Here is an 18,288-nt window from a genome sequence, read left to right on the forward strand (position 1 = left end):
TTTTCATTAATTCGCAAAGCCCGTCAGACGCGGGATTGTCATGGATATTGCCGGAACATAGGTGATCAGGAATATCACCAGAATTTCAACTGCCAGAAATGGCAGGATCGCCTTGGAGATCGTCTCCACCCTTTCACCCGATACCGATGAGGCGACAAAAAGCACCAGCCCCATGGGCGGCGTGGCCAGACCCACGGTCAGGTTGACGCTCATGATGATCGCAAAGTGGATCGGGTCAACCCCGAGGCTGACAAAGATGGGGCCAAGGATGGGGCCAAGGATGATGATCGCCGGACCGGCATCGAGAAACATCCCCACCACGAACAAGAGCAGGTTGATCAGGAAAAGCAGGATCAGCGGATTGCTGGTCAGACCCAGCACGAATTCCGCCATGGCCTCGGGTGCGTGGCTGAGGCTGACAACGGTTTTGAACGCCATCGCCGCACCGACCAGCAGCAGAACAACGGCGGATGTGATCCCGGCGCGGTTCAGAACATCCGGCAAATCGCTGATCTTCAACGTCCGCATGACGAAGATACCGATGAAAAGCGCGTAGGCCACGGCCACGGCGGCGGCTTCGGTGGGGGTAAAGACACCCGCAAGGATACCGCCCAGAATGATCACCGGCGTCAGCAGCGGAAAGAAAGCCTTCAGGCTCGCCTGCCCGCGTTCCCCCCATGTATGCTTTTTTGTGGCCACCGGGAAATCGTATTTGTCGGCCTGGTATTTGACCATCAGCATCAGTCCGACGCCCACCAGAACGCCGGGCACGATGCCTGCCAGAAACAGCGCCGCAACGCTTTCCCCCATCACATAGGCATAAATGATCATGATGCCTGAGGGCGGAATGATCGGGCCGATCACCGAGCTTGCCGCAGTGATCGCGGCGGCAAATTTACGGGTATAGCCCTGTTTTTCCATGGCGGGGATCAGCATCGACCCCAGCGCGGAGGTATCGGCCACGGCTGAGCCCGACAGACCCGCAAAAAGCATCGACGACAGAATATTCACATGCGCCAGACCACCGCGAAAATGCCCCATCATGGCTTGGGAGAATTCCACCAGCCGCATGGTGATCCCGCCGCGGTTCATCAACTCTCCCGCCAGCATGAAAAAGGGGATCGCCATGAGAGGAAAGCTGTCCATCCCATTGTAAAGGTTACGATAAAGCAGGGTAATGTCGCGTTCTTGCCCGTTCAGCCAGAGCAGAATGCCCGGCGCTGCGAGCAGGCCGAAAAACACCGGCAGGCCGATCATCAGGAAGACAAGGAAAAGCGGGAGAAACCAGACCAGCATCATTCAGCTCCCACTTGTTCTTCGAGCGATATGGCGGGCAAGTGGTCTTCGCCACCCATCATTTTCACGATGGCCCGCAGGATCAGTTCCACATTGACCGAAATCAGCAGGATGATTCCCAAAAGCAGCGAAGCCATCATCCAGCTACGCGGGACGCGCAGCCAGGTCTCGAAACTCAAATCCATAGGAACATAAAGCGAGGCGGTTGCGAATTTCCCGGCAAATCCAGTGACTTCCGACCAACCGATTTGCACCGCGACAATCAGCACACCCAGGCTGACAAAAAGCAGAAACAGGCTGATCAGCGCACCCAGCCGCACCGGCAAAAGGCGGATCAGCGTGTCGATGGCCACGAAACCGCCGCGCCGGAAGGCCGTTGGCGCCATCAGGCCCGTCATCCACAACATACAAAACCGTGCGGCCTCATCGGGCCAGGGCAGCGCATTGTTCAGCGCATAGCGGTAAAACACCTGAATGAGGATCGCCACCACCATGGCCGCCACAGCGAACACGCCAATGGCCCTGCCCAAGGTGAGCAACGCCTCATTCACCAGCCGGAGCGGTGTCATCACCGCCAGCAGTGCTCCCATATCGGAGCCTCCTCCCTGTTGCCCGCTTTTGCGAGCTTTCAAACGGTCTGCGCCGTTCGTGTTATTGGCCCGTGTTTAGGGCCGGTTGTCAAACCGTCTGAAACGGCCTTGGCAGAAAATCAGCGCCTCCCCCTCCCGGGAAGCAGCTGACAGGACACGCCCCAGTACGATCGCATGATCGCCTGCATCGTGTATCTGGTATGTGCTGCATTCAAATCGCGCCAGACAGTCGCCCAGCAACGGCACGCCTTGGGCGTTCAATTCCACGTCCAACCCATCGAAAGCCTGACCGGAACGGGCAAAGCCCATGGCGATATCTTCGTGTTCGGAGGCCATGACGTGGATCGCAAAATGTTTCGCAGCGTTGAAATGCTGAAACCGGCTTGACGATTTGGCCGGGCTCCACATCACTAGCGGCGGATCCATCGAAATACTGGAAAACGAATTTGCCGTCATGCCGATCGGACCCGTCGGTGTCTGCGCGGTCACAACGGTCACACCAGTTGAGAATTGGCCAAGTGCGTCGCGAAACTGGCGCGCGGTATCTGCGGCGGGCATGAAAGGGCGCAATTGCGTCATCTGACGTGAACCATCTGCCATTATGGCACCTCCTGACCGTTTGCGGCCTCATAAAGCTCGAACCATGTCTGGCGGTCCATTTCCACGCGCAGCGCATCGCTGAAACTGGCGATCCGCGACAATGTATTGGTGCCCATGACCGGCAAGATGCCCGCCGGATGCGCCAGCAGCCAGGCCACGGCGACGGCGGCACGGTCCACACCTTGCGCCTCCGCCACACGGTCCATGTTTGCAGTCAGATCACTGCTGTCCGTCATTAAACTGCCCCCGCCCAACGGCGACCAGGCCATCGGGCTGATCCGATGCTGTTGCAGATGCGCCAGATCGCCATTTGTCAAACTGTCGCGCGCGGCAAGCGACACTTCGATCTGATTGGTCACCAGAGGATTGCTCATCGCCGATTGCAGCAAATCCCAGTCCCAGGGGCGGAAATTCGACACGCCAGCCTCCCGAATCTTGCCGCTTTGGATCAGCGCGTCGAGGGCTGCACCGGTCTCGGCGGCATCCATCATCGGGTCGGGCCGGTGAATGAGCAGCAAGTCGATCTGCTCGATCCCCATATAGCTTAGCGACGCCTCGACGGAGGCCTGAATATGCGCAGCAGAAGTGTCGTAATATTTCACCCGCCGGTCACTGTACTTGCCAATCGGTGCGACGATGTCGCATTTGGTGACGATTTCGAGCTTGTCGCGCAGCCCGGGGCTTTGTTTCAGACAGGCCCCCAGCACGTCTTCGGCGACATAGCCGCCGTAGATATCGGCCTGATCCATGGTCGTGATGCCCTGGGCTAAACAGGCGTCGATCTTGGCGCGCACATGTTCGGGCGATGTGTTTTCATCATCGGCAAGCCGCCACATGCCATAGACAATGCGGCTGAAGTCAAGCGTGTCGGAAAGGGCTACACGGTCCATCAGCGGCGATCTCCTGCGGCAAGCGGTGTCATGGGTGCCGCGGTCGGCACACGTCCGTAAGCCTCTGGCAATGAACAGGTTTTCAGATGCGGCATCACCAAACGACCAAAATGTTCGGCTTCATCAATATGGGGATAGCCGGAAAAGATGAACGCGCGGATGCCCATTTTCTGATAGGCTTCGATCTCTGACAGGACCTGATCGGCAGACCCCACCAGCGCCGCACCACAGCCGGACCGCGCGCGCCCCACGCCTGTCCACAGATGCGGTTCCACGTAGCCAAATTCATCGGCAATATCGCGGTTTTTGGATTGATGCGACACACCCAGAGAAGTCGCATCCAGAGCGCGTTCACGGATTTTGCGACCATAGTCGTCATCCAGCTTGGAGACGATGTAATCCGCGTATTCCTTGGCCTCGGCTTCGGTGTCGCGTACGATCATATGCACGCGCAATCCGTAATCCAGCGTCCGGCCTTTTTCTGCCGCGCGGGCGTGTACCGCCTGCATCCGGCCCGCTATCTGTTCCTTGGGCTCGGGCCACATCAGGTAGACGTCACAATGTTCCGCACACAGATCGAGTGCGGCCGGAGAATACCCGCCGAAATACAGCAGCGGCCCTCCGGTCTGATAGGGTTTTGCCGGGTCCGATGTCACGCTGGAGAATTGATAGACCTCGCCCTGATGGTTGATCTCGTCCTGTGTCCAGGCCTGTTTGAGGATCTCGACGACCTCGCGCGACCGTTGATACCGGAAACTGCTGTCCGCCTTTTCACCGGGGAAATCAGAACTGATGATATTGACCGTCAGACGCCCTTCAAGCATGTGATCGAGCGTTGCAATGGTGCGCGCCAGCATGATGGGTTGCATTTCGCCGCAACGCACCGCTGCCAGCAGGTTGATTTTCGACGTAATCGGCGCGCATCCTGCGACAAAGCTCAGCGTGTCCTGCCCCACCTGATAGGAGGACGGACACAGGATGTTGCGGAATCCCTGTGCTTCTGCGGTTTTCACGATGTCAGAACAATGCGCCCAGCTTGAGCGTAAATCACCATCCGGCACGCCCAGAAACTGATAGTCATCCGAGCAAAGCGCAGAAAACCACGACACTTCTGCCGCATCCAGATCAGCTGAGGTTACCGGCACGATCGTCATAAATGTCCCTTTGCGCGGATTGCGTTGATTTCCTCTTGAATAGCATTCGCAAACTGGTAGATCAATGGTGTATCAATTTTCAATTTCCACGGCACTGTTCGATGGCCCTGTCCCAGCAAAATGCAAACGCCCTGCCCAAATATATCCAGTTGAGCGAACTGCTCATCCGGGACATTGATGCCGGTCGCTTGCTGGATGGTGAGCGTTTGCCGCCAGAGCGCGAGATGGCGCAGGCGCTTGGCACCTCCATAGGGACATTACGCAAGGCGCTGGCTGATCTGGAAAGCAAAGGCCTGCTGCGCCGGGTGCAGGGTTCCGGCAACTACATCCGCAAATCGGCCAAGGCTGCCGGTGTCTATGCCATGTTCCGGCTTGAATTGCTGTCTGGCGGCGGCCTGCCCACAGCCGATATCCTGTCGGTCGAAAGTCAGATCAAACCCTCCGATCTGCCGCCCTTTGGCACCAGCAGTCGCGCGACCCGCATCCGGCGGCAGCGCTACCTCAATGATGTAGCAATTGCGGTGGAAGAAATCTGGCTGGATGCCAGCGTCGGGGAATTGAGCGCGGATCTGCTGTCTGATTCTCTCTATCAGACCTATCTCAAACGTCTCCACTTCTGGATCACCCGCGCAGAAGACCGGGTCAGCATCGGCGCCCTGCCCGACTGGACCCCGTCCCTTTTCGGATCCTCGGGTCAACCCAGCGGCTATATTGAACGGTTCAGCTGGTCCGACCAGCCCCATCCCATCGAATTCTCACGCACATGGTTTGACACCGCCAAAGCCGTCTACGTGCAACGGCTGAAATAAGGACACCCCAATGACCAAGACCACGCGATACGGCCTGATTGGCTGCGGCATGATGGGCCAGGAGCACATCAAGAACATCGCCCTGCTGCCGGACACCGCTGTAACCGCGATTTTCGAACCCGATGCGGGGATGCGCGCAATCACGGCGCAGCTTGCGCCGGATGCGAAATTCGTGGAGAGCCTGGGCGATCTGCTGGCCATGGCTGAACTGGATTGTGTGGTGATCACCAGCCCAAATTTCTGTCACGCAGCACAAATCACCGAAATTGCCGCCAAACGGCCGCTGCCTTTGCTGGTGGAAAAGCCCCTGCTCACCGATCCCGATGACATTCCCACTCTGACGCAGATTGCAGCCTCCTATCCCGCGCCGATCTGGGTAGCGATGGAATACCGCTACATGCCGCCCATTGCTGCCTTACTGCAGGACGCAGACGCTGTGACCGGGGGCACCAGACTGCTGACGATCCGCGAACACCGATTTCCCTTTTTGCCAAAGGTTGGCAACTGGAACCGGTTCAGCCAGCAGACCGGCGGCACATTTGTCGAGAAATGCTGCCATTTCTTCGACCTCATGCGTCTGATTATCGGCACCGATCCGATCCGCGTCATGGCCAGTGCCGGGCAGGATGTGAACCATCTGGACGAAACTTATGACGGTGCCGTGCCCGACATTCTGGACAACGGCTACGTCATTGTCGATTTCGAGGGCGGTGCACGGGCGCTGTTGGAGCTTTGCATGTTTGCTGAAGGCGCACGCTATCAGGAGGTCATTTCCGCAGTGGGTGCCGCCGGAAAAATCGAGGCCCATGTTCCCGGCCCCACCCGGTTCTGGCCTGCTGATCTCGGACCTTCACCGACGCCAATTCTTGAAATCAGCCCCCGCGCACCGAAACGCCCAGAAATCCGCGAAATCCCTGTCGATCCGACGTTGCTCGAAGCCGGCGATCATAACGGATCGACCTTTTACCAACACCAGGGTTTTCTGGCCTTGTTGCACGGTGCGCGCTCTCAACCGGACGTATCTTTTGAGGACGGGCTCTGGGCGGTGAGAATAGGCATGGCCGCGCAGCAATCGGCAGCCACAGGTCAGGCCGTGGCGCTTTAGTCTAAAAAACGACATCGCGCGACGAAATGGTGGTTGACCCTGCGCGCCAGCTCAGGTCCCTTTTCATCAGCTTGAAAAGGAAGTGCCATGTTGCCGCCCGTTGATCTGGATCGTTACCCGTTGCATCTGCCCGAAAGTGCTGCCTGCAAGGCGCTGGTCGCACAGTGCAAGGCAGACCTCGCCCGTGATGGGATGTTCAACCTCGAAGGTTTCATGCTGCCGGAAGCGATTGCGAGAACGGTCGCTGAAACATCACCGCGGCTCAACGCGCAAGAGGCGTTTACACATGCGCGCCGTCATAACATCTACTTCAAGCCGATGCCGGATTTGCCTGCCGGGCATCCTGCATTGAAGGAAGTTGAAACCCGTAACTACACGCTATGCGCGGACCAGTGCGAAGGCACGCCGGTGGACGACATCTATTCCTGGCAACCTTTGGCTGACTTTCTCGCCCGCACCATGGATCACGACGCCCTTTATCCCATGCCTGACCCCCTCGCCCGTTTCAACGTCATGGGGTATCCTGAAGGGTGGGGGTTGAACTGGCACTTCGACAGATCGCAATTCACCACCACATTGCTGCTGCAGGCCCCATTGGAAGGGGGCGAATTCATCTATCGCTCTGAGCTGCGCACTGATGACGATCCAAACTACGACGGTGTCGCAAAACTTTTGAACGGCGACGATCCGGAGGTAAAGTCATTCAGGGCGGAGGCCGGCACCTTGAATGTCTTCAAGGGAAAAAATACCGCGCATCGTGTCGCCCCCGTCATTGGGCAGGTGCCGCGAATTGTCACCGTTTTCACCTATTACGACCGGCCCGGGGTGATGTTCAGCAAAGAGGAACGCATGGGCTTTTATGGAAGAGAGGCCTGAACCTGTCAGGGTGACAGCAATTTCACGCCCGAAATCCGGGCAATATCCAGAACGTCCTCGTCGTAAATCTCGGTCAGCTCAGACACCAACTCGTCTGTCCAGCCAGGCATATCAAGCTCTTCTTCGATCGCATCTTCCCTGGCGAACTTGTCGAGAAACGCAACCGCGACATGCTGTTTCTGGGTTTCGGTCATGTCGGCATGTGTCTCCAGGTAATGACGAAACCTGACCATTCCTTCGGGCACCATGATCTCCGTCAGCAGATCGAATCCGCCGATGACGTCTTCGCCCTGTTCGAGCCCGGCCATGTCGCGAATGATCCCGGACCAAATGAGGGGGGCATCCTCGTTGCACCAAACCGTAATGGATACCTCCGGGGCTGCTTCGCGAATACGCAGTAAGGTGTCTGACCATCTGACTGCAAGGGGGTCTACGCCGCCCATGAAACTCCCCAACCCGTCGCGCGGTGACTTTGCAAATGCTGCGGGCAGAAAACTGGCGGGATTGCGCAGAGCCATGAACAGTTCGATCTGATCCTCGCCAAAAATTTCAGACATGTAGACCATCCGCTCAGGCGCATTGGGATAAAGCATGCCTCTGCGCACCGCTGCTCTGGGCGCGCCAAAGAAATGCGCGTTCGATAGCAAGACGCGATCCGCGTTTTCGTCATCCAGAATAGCGTCCAGCAAAACCTCTCGCGCATTCTCGGACGCATCAGAGCTTGCCATCGCATTCATGGTCTCACGCAACAGACGACGGTACTTTCCAGGACCAGGAACTGCCACACCTCGCGCCTTGAAGGCCTCCTTGTTGCGCAACAGGCATTTCATGAGCCGCTCTTCTTCTGTAAAATGAGCGCCAGTGTGGAAAACCAGTTGCATAATGCGTCAAGCCCAGGAAATTACCTCACGACACGCTAGCTTGAGAGAGCGTGGTATTCAAACCGAAACAAAGATGATTTCCCCTCTTGCACGGTGCGATCAAACTGACTAAACGACCGCTTAGAGCCCCTATAGCTCAGCTGGTAGAGCAACTGATTTGTAATCAGTAGGTCCGCGGTTCGAGTCCGTGTGGGGGCACCATTTCTCTCTAAGAAACCCTTTATTTCCTTGATTATATCGCGTTCGGCTGTCTATCACGACACACACGGCGACACACATCGAGGACACAAAGATGGCCCTAAGCACCAAAATCAAACATGTGGATAAGCGGCCAAACGGGGTTTTGAGGTTTAGAAGACGGTTTCCGAAAGATGTTGCTGAGATGCTTGGCGAGCCAGCCTTGCAGGTTCACATCAAAAATCGCGACGGCCTCGCTTTTCATCGAGAATATCAGGCCATCATGCAAGAGTTCGACCGGATGGTGTCCGAGGTCCGCAGCCGTATCGATGGCAATGACACGAGATTACCAATCGAAAGATGGTATGAAGCACTGCTTAAGCGCGAAAAGCTGGCGTCTGAGACCATTGGCCTCGAAGAAGACCCAGAGTTTGCCGCTAGGGAGATTGCCAAGGGCCTCTCGGAGCAGCCTAATACTGACCCGCTGTTGTTGAAGGCCTTGGTGAACCCGGACGCCGATGCTCCTGAACTGTCACTGCAGGACGCCAAGATGATGTATGCTCGGGACAAGCGGTTTCCTGATAATGAGATTGTCCGTCTTGACCGGATTACACGCCGTCTTGAGGAAGCCCTAGGACCGCTCGATGAGGTGACCCTCGAGGGGCTGCGACGAGATCACGGCAGGCGCTACATGGACCTGATGCTCAAGACTACTAAGTCAGATGGTCAGCCGCTGTCTGTCGCTACATGCTCTAAGGAGAGCAAAATCATCGCTGCTATGGTCAACCATGCCATGCGTGAAGGTGACATCGACACAAAGAACCCGTTCATCGGCCTTCCGTGGCCCAAAGACACTGGCCCGAAGGTGAACAAGAAGCTGCCATTGCCAGACGGTTTGATTGAGAATGTGGAAGAGCGGCTCAAGGAAGGTCGAACCAAGGAGCTTCCAGTGATGTGGCGATTGTTGAAAGGGACAGGTATGCGGCTCGGTGAAATTGCTGGTCTTTGTTACGAAGACATCGTCCTTGATGCAGAGACACCTCATATTCTTGTTCGCCCCAATGCAATTCGCGACCATAAGACAGCCTCAAGCAACCGCTCTGTTCCCCTTGCTGGAGGCACCTTGACAGCCGCTGAGGAAGCCCTTGAGGGTGTTGGCTCAGGAGAACCTGCTTCGCTCGATACGCTCGAGATAGGGGCGCTGACGCGGCCTCTGCGGCTTTGATGAAAGCCGTTCGTGCGGAGACCAAAGACAAGCGGCTTACTGTGCACGGCCTGAGACACCGAGTATCTGACAAACTAAGAGACGCAGGTGCACCTGTGGAGGTTCGCCACGGTTTTCTCGGGCATTCATCCTCCGCAATAGCGGAGACAACTTACGGTTCACCGCGGGCAAGACTGAACGAGTATCTTAGGTGGGCGGTAAAATCGAAACTATGATCAGCGCTCGGAAACTACTTTCCAGTCATATCCGGCCTCAAAGTGACCTTCGACACAATCGAGCTTCGCCTTAATGAACAGATCAACACAATTTTCGGTGGCAAGAGACGCAACTCCCCAACCAACACTTGAACTCAACTGATTGGATGTCATGATACTTCTAAGGGCCAGAGGTTTTCATGAAAACAAAAATTACGCGCGTTTTGCAAGTTGGAGATATCCATCTCCCAGAATGGCCTTCTAAGACTACAGATATTGACATAAAAGATGGAAATTTTTCGAAAGAAATCATTGGCGAACTGACACAAGACCGTTTGTCTCAGGTTCTCAAGGCACTTAACAAGGTGGCAAATTCCGGCTCTGTGGATGCTGTAGCATTGATGGGAGATTACACTTCGCGCGGTGATATAAAGTTCATTCGACCCGCTGTTCAAATTATGCGTGCGATACTGCGAGATGATAGCAACGAACGGCAACCGTTAGTATTCGGCGTGCCAGGAAACCACGATGTCGCTAAAGAAACCGCAGCCATAGGTGGACCAATTGTCAAGTTTGACCCGATACAACAAGCTTTCAAAGAATTTGGCTTCCTCGAACTACCCGTTGAGGACTGCATTGTTCACCAAATCTCAGCCGAGCATGACGTAAGACTGCCTGTTTATCTTCTCAACTCAAGCATTGGGTCTATGTCCATGCACCTGCTCCCAAAACCATTAAGTGATGAATTCACTGACGATAAGCTTGGTCAAGAGGCGATAGAACTGGTTGGGAAAGAACCTGTGGTAGCGGCCGAGCCTGCTTTTGGACATCCTTATAGCCAATCTTCGAACCGCCTGCATCAGTTGTATAAACAACTAGACACCCCCTACTTTTCGAAGACTGCTTTAGATACCTTACTAGATCAATTGGATAAAGAGCAAAGCTCATTTGCTTTCTTGTGCGCGCATCACAACCTTTTACCACAAAGAGTTCCGAGAATTTCACCATATTCGGAGATGCTCAACGCTGGACTGGTTAGAAGCCATCTTCTGGGCAGTGGCAAGAATATCGTGTATTTACACGGACACATTCACGAAGGCCCAGTTGAGCAAGTTGTTAGGACGACCGAGCATGGGACCGAAAGACCAAATCGCCAACTTTTGTGCATCTCGGCCCCGCCGATATGGGAGGGTTTTAATGAAGTCGCATTCTTTCACCAAGAAGATGGAGAGGTTTTCTTAGTGCGGTTAATTGAATACCGCCCTGACGAAAATGGCAGAATTGGAAATTATTCAGATCAACGTGCAACATTCTTTCCGCTAATCGCCGACAACCGAACGCTGCTTACACGTAACGCAAGGAAACTGTGGGATAGATTGCGGGACAGCAAACGACTGAACTGGCGTGAAGCTGTGGATGAGTGCGGCTCATTGCACATAAATGAAGATGAGCTAGAACACCTCCTGTTGCTATTGTTTTGTGCCGGGGTTGTTGAACTTGTCAATCTTGGAAAGCCGCGCGCGAAATGGCGTATAGTCGCGATGGAGGGTTTGGGCGGATGATGAACCCCTTCCAACCAACAAAGTCTGAATTTGAAAAAAAGCCGCGAGTTTGGCTTTCGTCATGGGCAAAGGGCTTAATCAGAAATAAGAAAGCTGACTTCGTTGTAGGCACCCGCGGCAGCGGGAAAACGACCGTGCTGCGCTCACTTCATTCAAAACTTCTCTTTGAAAATGAATTGCTTGCCGAACAGTTTCCGGCTCGAAGGTTTCACTGGTTCGGCTGCTACATGCAATTCAATCACAGCTTCCAGCATTTAACAGAAGATATTCAAAAACAGGTCTCAAGCGGAGCTAATCGAGAACCAACCGACCTAGAACGATACAAACTTTTCTGTGCATTTTTTGAGCTGAGCTTATTGGAAAGCGTTCTTGAAGACCTCAAGTCACTTGAAGACAATGAAACTCTTCATTTTTCAGCTAAAAAGGAGTTTGAGGCTTGCCAAGAGATTAGTGAAGTCTTCGCGAACCTTGGATTAAAGCACGTTAGGAAAATTGCAGACTATAGTGATGCACTGCGGTTGGTTCGCACTCTTCGATCATCTTTTTTGGCCATCTACGACAATGAAAAACTTTCAGAAGCCAGAATGGTTATTGATGCGTTCACACCAGCTACACTCATCAAGCTGATAAGTAACAAGATTGTCCCGTCCGTAATGCACTCGAGGCTAAAAAAGTCATCAGAGCTTGATCTGTTTATACTGCTGGACGACTGTGAAAACCTGAGTTCTTTGCAGCAAAAAGCGCTAAACACATACCTCCGATCAACCGAAGGTCAAGCGAAGTGGGTCGTCGCTTATATCAGAGGAGAATACAATACAGTCGAAACGACCATTCCTGAAACTTCCCTCAGTCATGCAGATCGAAAATTCTGCAATGTCGATGAACTAAAAGAAGATGATTTCAAAAAATTCTGTGAGAGCGTGGCCGATCTGCGAATTCGTGGTCTTGTCACGACAAACACAAAGAAAGTTACTTCCGACAACCAATTGTTCTCACTTGACAAAAAGTGTGGGGACCCTTCTTACAATTCATTGATGGAAGAAGTCTTGGGTGGGCAATACCGGAGTGCTGCAGTTACAAAGTTTCGTTCTGACGTTGGGCGCACTAAAGAGCTGTTGGACAGGACACTGTCACCAGACCAAAAAAGTTCCTTTCATGTAGTTTCGGGTCGTTCGCCATTTACCGAACATGTTGTAATTGACAGTCTTGGTTTGGACGTAACCAAATATCCTACGAAAGATGACCAAGTAAGGCTTCGAAAAGAAATTTATCGCAAAGAGGCCATTGCTTACATAGTTGCTTGCTTACAATGCAACCGACCTCCTATTTATGCGGGTCAGCGGTTCATAATATGGGCTAGCGACGGCAACATACGCGACTTCCTCGATATCATGGCGGAATTTTTTGATGCACAAAACCCTACAAGCCGAGTAGAGAGCGAGAGCGGTCAAACACTGGCAAGAGCTTGCCGAAAGTTTTTGAACAACTCACAGCGATTTTCTTTTAAGCTTCAAGATCAAGCCTTGAAGGCCGTGTCTGGGCATTCGTTTGAGACGATTGAAGAGATGCAAGATACTGGTGATGCCCATCAATACTATCTGCTGTCGGGTGTTGCAGAGCTGCTCAAGTTGTTACACCAGTATAATGAAAATGGAGAAGCTGTAAGATACCCTGATCGTGGTGTTTTCGTTGTTAATGCAGCTCAATTCGCCGCTTTGGCTAGGACATTGCCATTCTTCGATATCACATCTTTGCTGCGCCGGATCGAACGGGATGGTTTTGTTAGAATTCTTGATGGACACAGCTCAATTGGAAAAGACGACATCGCGTTCAGGCTCCATCGCCGCCTCTCCGCTCATCTACAGTGTTCTCCAAGAGGTGCATACGAAAATACTCGAATAGACCCTAAGGCGCTCGTTCGGCTGATGGCTCAAGTAGCACCATTGTCTCCGTCTGATTGGGCCAAAGAGTATTTTGATGGATTTATTGCCGTAGACAAACGTCAGGGGCGTTTTGAGATTTGAACATGATATTTGATGGATACTCCTTTGAGGAAACTTCTTGCGACTTGACTTCAATTCCCAGGGCCGCCGTTGACCAAGCCATCTTCACAATTGGTTGGGAAGACCGAGCTGAAGCCTTGCTTAAGTCTGGGGCCATCACTGGCGAGCACGCCTATTGCGTCCGATTTGACGGGGATGGTGTAGAAAACAGCAAGGTGAGCAGCTTTATTGCCGAGGCCAAAAAGAACTTCCAAAAAGTCGATCTGATAACACTCGGCAGCGCTTTGGATAAATTGTCATGGGAAGGCAGTCTAGAAAAGTTTGTGACCGGAACGATGGCTGAGGCTCCCGGCTATTCTGTGTTTATCGACTATACTTGTATGCCTAAAGCGATCACACAAACGCTTTATCGTATGCTGCTAAAGCGCACGAACTACCCCAAAACATTTTGGGGCTACTGCGAAGGAAAATACGAAGCAAGCATTGGTAATGTTCAGTTCGACCAAGGCTTGAGCGGTAAGTTCTTTCCAATACGTTTCACTCCCGGAAAAGGGGGAACTTCAAACGAACGCGCTCTGATCTTGGCGTTGGGAGGCGACCCAAAACTAATTTTCACGTTGCTCGAACAGGCTGATCGCGACCATATTTACGTTTTAACAGCAAGTGCTCCATCTTCCGCCGAACTATTTCACACCGCACATGACCAGAAGTCTCGATTAATGAGGGAATTTCACGTTCCACAGGGCAATTTCGTAGAAGCCAACGCGGCTTCTGTTAACAACTGTTTGGGAAAGTATTTATCGATTGTGAGAGCGCTTCCAAAGGCTTGCGCAATTGAAATCTTCTGTTCTGGGCCAAAATCACATGCGGTCGCAGCTTGTGCAATCGCGGAAAAATTTAGCGATACTGTTTCGCTACTCGGAAGAACACCGCTTGAATACTCGAGGCACAATGTCCCTGCGTCTGGACCTGTCTCAATCAGCACAGTGACAAATTTCTGCAATCCAGATGTAAGACAAATTTTATAAATGGCTGGCTCAACTGGTTGGTATTGCAAATATTCACGTTGAAAAAATTTGTGCCGCTTGGAATGTAAAGCACATTGGGTTCCTTCCCCCGTGGGGCCTGTCAGCAGTTTAAGCTGATTTCAACGGGTTTGTTTCATTGCAACCGTATTGAACAGTTATTTTCAGTTCGGTCTGTTCGCACCTTGTCAAAATCCCGATTGCTTGAAGCGTTGTCTGCAACCTGATGACAATTGTTCATAGTGGTATAGGGCAGTGAACATAGGGCTGGTATGCAGAAAGTATGTTCATAAGGGTTGACTTACCTTTGTGAACATATCATTTGTATGAACACTACTCTTGTGAACAGGTGATCAATGTCCAGAACAATTCTTTATACCCGCGTTTCCACTGCCGAACAGACCAGCGAACATCAACTTGAGCAGGCCCGCAAAGCAGGATTTCAGATAGATAAGGTGGTGACCGATCACGGCACTTCGGGCGTTACCACCAAGCTGGCAGAGCGCGAAGGCGGCAAGCGGCTCTTCGATATGCTACGCGAAGGGGACACGTTAGTGGTTCGTTGGGTGGACCGTCTAGGGCGCAACTATCAGGACGTGACTGACACCATTCGGGAGTTCATCCGCAGAGGCGTGACAATCAAGACCGTGATCAACGGCATGGTCTTCGACGGCACGACCACAGACCCCACTCAGAAGGCCATCAGGGACGCGCTCATTGGCTTTATGGCGGCGATGGCGGAAGCACAGGCAGAGGCCAACAAAGAGGCTCAGAGGGCCGGTATTGCGCACCATAGGGCCGCCTCTCCGGACAAGTTCAAAGGGCGTAAGCCAAACTTCGATAGGGCCAGCTTTGAAGCTGTGCAAGCGATGCTGAATGCAGGGCAAGGTCACTCAGCGATTGCTAAGGCCACAGGCGTCAACCGGAACGCCGTGATCAGGATTGCCCAAGACCCTTCGAAGGCAGAAGCTGCACTGGAGAAGTGGGGGTTGTGACGCCGCAACCCACATACAAGCCCAAGACACCGATAACAGTTGAGGACAGGACCAAGCCGAAGGCACTTCGTTGTTGACCGTGCATGGCAACTTGTAACCCACACCTTAGGCATAAACGGCATTAGTTGGCGGTATTCTGAGCGAGAGCAATTCACACACATACTAGACACAAACTCGCTTGATGCGCATCCATTGGCTTTACCGCCACTATAGAACCAACGGTGGTCAGTTTCGCGGAGAGCCAATGAACCCTCATACTAGAGGCAAACGCCGAAAGCCGAACGGCGTCGCCAATTAACCCACCCCATAGCACTAGAAGGGGTCAAGCATGCTGTGACGCAACAAACCCCCACCCTAGCCATAGCAGACCCTTTTCTACCATTGCCCACAACGTAGCCCCAGACCAAACGCCGAGACGTATTGACCCGCATCTGAGAGATAAAGAACGGCTGTCTCCTGCCTTTTTATTCGCCTGTTACTTTCAACTCGTGAATGATTGAGGGGGTGATCAGTATTTGAGGAAGCTGGCATGTAACGGCCAACTATGTGCATTCAGCCGATGACCTTACCTTCACATTTGAGGTGCATGTAAAGGAAATATCCTCTCCGTGGCAAAGCCATCGGAATTGGGTCTTCAAGCGATAGCGACATGCGAAGGTGAATGACTGGCAACCTTTTAGGGAGCATCCAGATTATCTGGAGCATTCAGTCCAATCTCCTTCGAGGTTCACCTCAAATTCTTTGTCGGCTGATGCCGCCATGATGATTTCCTCCCCCAAGTGAACCCGTTTGGTTTCCTATGCGATTACCAGTTGAGGTTGCTCTCGATGGTTCCCCTTTAAGGTTTCCCTCTCACAAACAACAGGTTTACGGCAGCGTGCCGTCGAAGCCTGAATTATCATTCATCTTCATATACTTACGACCTCTCTCAATTTCGAGTGAGACAGATGTGCCGTCCGCACCTCTCTTTTGCATCCCACAATCCCGGCCCTCAAGGCCAATGAACCGCTTCATCTCGAGGCCCCCAAACAGAAAGCTATCACATGCTCTACCCCAATCGCTCGACACACACCGTCATCATCGACCACACAGTGCTTTGGGCTACCGCCCGCCTGCGCCTGAAGCCATCGTCTTGATGGACCAAAGGCCAATCATGCACTAACTTTCAATTTGGACCACTCAAGTGGGGCTGCTCACTAGGGCGAGAACTACCGCTCAAAAATCGGCCTGTCTCGTGTCCTGTCCGATGACTTGCCGCGCACGTCCCTGAATTTCTCACGATCCATCGCAAGAGCCTGTGCCTGCTCTTTGATGGCATCCATCTCGTGCCGTTGTTGTCGTCCCAGATTTTTACGCTCATCCAAATGCTGAAAGACAAGCTGATCAGTTTGTTCGTGATCCCGTAGGTGAGCAGTCCAGGCCTGCGCTTCATTCTCTTTTTTGATCTTCGAATGCTCGCCGCGCAGACGATCCCATAGACCTTTGAGCCCAACACGAAAGCGCTCTTGTCTCTGTTTGACTTCAGCGATCTGGCGTTGCTCCAGCCTCTCTTTCAAACGCTGGCGCTCCGCACGTTGCCGCTCAATCAGCTTTCCGCGTTCTTGGTCTTGGCGTTGTTTTAGCTTCTGTTTTCTGGCCTTGAGCTCGGTCTGCGATTGATCGAGTGCAGGCTGCATTGACTTGGCGATATGGGCTTTGGTCTCTCCGACAGATCGAAGCTCTTTGGGAATACCCAGCTTTTCTTTCACCTGCCTGGTGCGCTGGCCCGTCCATTTCGCAACGGCATAGACTTCCCCATGAACATCCAACGCGACAAAACCGCGTCGATCACCTTTTGCTAGAAAAAAGCCCTTCTCCTCCAGTGCAGCAGCAAATGCGGCGCGGTTGTCTGAGACCTGCCATGCTTCCTGAAAGACCATTTTGATCTGCCGGGCGTCTTTGCCGATGCGTTTGGCCTGCTGCCACTCCGAGAGGCTGAAGTTTCTTGGATCGCGGTTCTGTTTATCCCTAAATCCGTCCGGTAGCCGCCAGCCATGCTCTAGAAACAGCTCTTTGGATAGACCTTTGAGCCGCTGTTTGTAGAAGGGAAGACAAACGGCTTTCATCTCCATTGCATCAATGCGGGACCAGACGACATGGGCGTGTCGCCGCCCGTTCTTTTCATGAAAAACAATTGCTCGTGCCTGATCATTCAGCCCGAGCTGCTGTTCTGCACGCTCAACGGCATCCAGAATATCAGCCGTTGAAACCCGTTCTGTCTCTGGCGGATTGATACTGAGTGAGAACAGATATTGCTGGCACTTGGTCCCTTTGGAGATGGCATCGGCTTCCTGGAATGCGCCGTGCAATGTCTCTGCCGTGAAGCCCCGCAGCTCGTGAACCTCCACATGATCGTTGTCACGGGAGTTCATCAAATGCGCCGCCAGTTTCAGGCCACCGCTGCGTTGGCTGCCTTTGAGGATCATTCACGTTCCTCTGGTTTGTAACCCAGGGCTGTCATCAGCTCCGAACGGATCGCAAGAATGGCAGCGCATGTTGTCATCAGTTCTTCTTCGACTTCGGGCGATACAGCAAGCGTTCCCAAATTCACGGCCTTGGCGAGTTGGTTGAGGTTGCTGGCCAAACGGAGATTGCCGAGCAGGCCGAGTGCCCGCGCCAGCGCGGCGTGATCTTTGACGGGAGCCCGTCCGCGAGTGCGACGTGGTTTGCATTCACCATCAAACACCTTGTTTTTGATGAACGATCCAAGCGGCATACCAGCCGCATCACGCTCCAGCCTCTGCCGTTCCTCCTTGCTCAAGCGCAGCGAGAATGGTGGGAGTTTCTTGCGGGCTTTCCGCTTCGAGGTCGTCGCGGAATTTGCAACTTTTGTATCAGTGAATGTTTGCGAGAGATGGTTCATGGTT

The 18,288-nt window shown here is 53.3% G+C and carries 17 protein-coding genes and 1 tRNA gene; 10 read left to right on the forward strand and 8 right to left on the reverse strand.

Translation table 11 applies throughout. The annotated features are described in order from the left end of the window. Positions 1-6 precede the first annotated feature (6 nt). The 5 genes from Q0802_RS00750 to Q0802_RS00770 all read right to left on the reverse strand — a co-directional run bounded on the left by Q0802_RS00750 (position 7) and on the right by Q0802_RS00770 (position 4,530). Positions 7-1,296 (reverse strand): TRAP transporter large permease, encoded by a 1,290-nt coding sequence (locus tag Q0802_RS00750; RefSeq protein ID WP_298912146.1) that lies wholly within the window; start codon positions 1,294-1,296, stop codon positions 7-9. Then, positions 1,296-1,886 carry a TRAP transporter small permease gene (locus Q0802_RS00755; RefSeq protein WP_298912149.1) on the reverse strand — a complete coding sequence of 197 codons (591 nt, stop codon included), beginning with the start codon at positions 1,884-1,886 and terminating at the stop codon, positions 1,296-1,298. The genes Q0802_RS00750 and Q0802_RS00755 overlap by 1 nt, the downstream gene beginning before the upstream one ends. A gap of 75 nt (positions 1,887-1,961) precedes the next feature. After that, positions 1,962-2,465, reverse strand: coding sequence for a flavin reductase family protein (locus tag Q0802_RS00760; RefSeq protein WP_298913520.1), 504 nt, complete (start codon positions 2,463-2,465; stop codon positions 1,962-1,964). Between the two features lie 20 nt (positions 2,466-2,485). Continuing rightward, on the reverse strand, positions 2,486-3,376 hold the full coding sequence (locus Q0802_RS00765; RefSeq protein WP_298912152.1) for an aldo/keto reductase: 891 nt from the start codon (positions 3,374-3,376) through the stop codon (positions 2,486-2,488). Beyond that, positions 3,376-4,530 carry an LLM class flavin-dependent oxidoreductase gene (locus Q0802_RS00770; protein WP_298912155.1) on the reverse strand — a complete coding sequence of 385 codons (1,155 nt, stop codon included), beginning with the start codon at positions 4,528-4,530 and terminating at the stop codon, positions 3,376-3,378. The genes Q0802_RS00765 and Q0802_RS00770 overlap by 1 nt, the downstream gene beginning before the upstream one ends. Before the next feature lie 101 nt (positions 4,531-4,631). On the opposite strand from Q0802_RS00770, the gene Q0802_RS00775 reads away from it, so the two are divergent. The 3 genes from Q0802_RS00775 (at position 4,632) to Q0802_RS00785 (ending at position 7,320) form a co-directional block, all read left to right on the forward strand. Further along, positions 4,632-5,339 carry a GntR family transcriptional regulator gene (locus tag Q0802_RS00775; RefSeq protein WP_298912156.1) on the forward strand — a complete coding sequence of 236 codons (708 nt, stop codon included), beginning with the start codon at positions 4,632-4,634 and terminating at the stop codon, positions 5,337-5,339. Positions 5,340-5,349: 10 nt separating this feature from the next. Continuing rightward, positions 5,350-6,444 carry a Gfo/Idh/MocA family oxidoreductase gene (locus tag Q0802_RS00780; RefSeq protein WP_298912159.1) on the forward strand — a complete coding sequence of 365 codons (1,095 nt, stop codon included), beginning with the start codon at positions 5,350-5,352 and terminating at the stop codon, positions 6,442-6,444. Positions 6,445-6,531: 87 nt separating this feature from the next. After that, complete coding sequence (locus tag Q0802_RS00785) at positions 6,532-7,320, forward strand: 2OG-Fe(II) oxygenase (RefSeq protein ID WP_298912161.1); 789 nt, start codon at positions 6,532-6,534, stop codon at positions 7,318-7,320. 5 nt (positions 7,321-7,325) lie between these two features. On the opposite strand, the gene Q0802_RS00790 is transcribed toward Q0802_RS00785, so the two are convergent. Continuing rightward, positions 7,326-8,150 (reverse strand): hypothetical protein, encoded by an 825-nt coding sequence (locus tag Q0802_RS00790; protein WP_366523285.1) that lies wholly within the window; start codon positions 8,148-8,150, stop codon positions 7,326-7,328. Positions 8,151-8,326: 176 nt separating this feature from the next. On the opposite strand from Q0802_RS00790, the gene Q0802_RS00795 reads away from it, so the two are divergent. From Q0802_RS00795 to Q0802_RS00820, 7 genes are all read left to right on the forward strand, one after another. Further along, positions 8,327-8,402, forward strand: a tRNA-Thr gene (locus Q0802_RS00795). A 91-nt stretch (positions 8,403-8,493) separates the two neighbouring features. Beyond that, positions 8,494-9,603, forward strand: a complete 1,110-nt coding sequence (locus tag Q0802_RS00800; RefSeq protein WP_298912166.1) for a hypothetical protein — start codon at positions 8,494-8,496, stop codon at positions 9,601-9,603. After that, on the forward strand, positions 9,603-9,818 hold the full coding sequence (locus tag Q0802_RS24700) for an integrase (protein WP_366523286.1): 216 nt from the start codon (positions 9,603-9,605) through the stop codon (positions 9,816-9,818). The genes Q0802_RS00800 and Q0802_RS24700 overlap by 1 nt, the downstream gene beginning before the upstream one ends. A 179-nt stretch (positions 9,819-9,997) precedes the next feature. Continuing rightward, positions 9,998-11,359: a metallophosphoesterase gene (locus Q0802_RS00805; RefSeq protein WP_298912169.1), complete on the forward strand. Its 1,362-nt coding sequence runs from the start codon at positions 9,998-10,000 to the stop codon at positions 11,357-11,359. Then, on the forward strand, positions 11,356-13,383 hold the full coding sequence (locus Q0802_RS00810; RefSeq protein ID WP_298912173.1) for a hypothetical protein: 2,028 nt from the start codon (positions 11,356-11,358) through the stop codon (positions 13,381-13,383). The genes Q0802_RS00805 and Q0802_RS00810 overlap by 4 nt, the downstream gene beginning before the upstream one ends. A gap of 2 nt (positions 13,384-13,385) precedes the next feature. Beyond that, the gene (locus tag Q0802_RS00815) at positions 13,386-14,390 is read left to right on the forward strand and encodes a hypothetical protein (protein WP_298912175.1); all 1,005 of its coding nucleotides are present in this window, start codon (positions 13,386-13,388) and stop codon (positions 14,388-14,390) included. A gap of 353 nt (positions 14,391-14,743) precedes the next feature. Then, a complete protein-coding gene (locus Q0802_RS00820) occupies positions 14,744-15,382 on the forward strand; it encodes a recombinase family protein (RefSeq protein ID WP_298912177.1) in 639 nt (212 codons plus the stop codon). 1,208 nt (positions 15,383-16,590) lie between these two features. Here the strand turns inward: Q0802_RS00820 and Q0802_RS00825 are convergent. Both Q0802_RS00825 and Q0802_RS00830 read right to left on the reverse strand, forming a co-directional pair. Next, the gene (locus tag Q0802_RS00825; protein ID WP_298912179.1) at positions 16,591-17,847 is read right to left on the reverse strand and encodes a relaxase/mobilization nuclease domain-containing protein; all 1,257 of its coding nucleotides are present in this window, start codon (positions 17,845-17,847) and stop codon (positions 16,591-16,593) included. Further along, positions 17,844-18,284: a hypothetical protein gene (locus tag Q0802_RS00830; RefSeq protein WP_298912180.1), complete on the reverse strand. Its 441-nt coding sequence runs from the start codon at positions 18,282-18,284 to the stop codon at positions 17,844-17,846. The genes Q0802_RS00825 and Q0802_RS00830 overlap by 4 nt, the downstream gene beginning before the upstream one ends. Positions 18,285-18,288 lie beyond the last annotated feature (4 nt).

It is taken from the genome of uncultured Roseobacter sp. (genome assembly GCF_947495275.1).
Classification (GTDB): Bacteria; Pseudomonadota; Alphaproteobacteria; order Rhodobacterales; family Rhodobacteraceae; genus Roseobacter.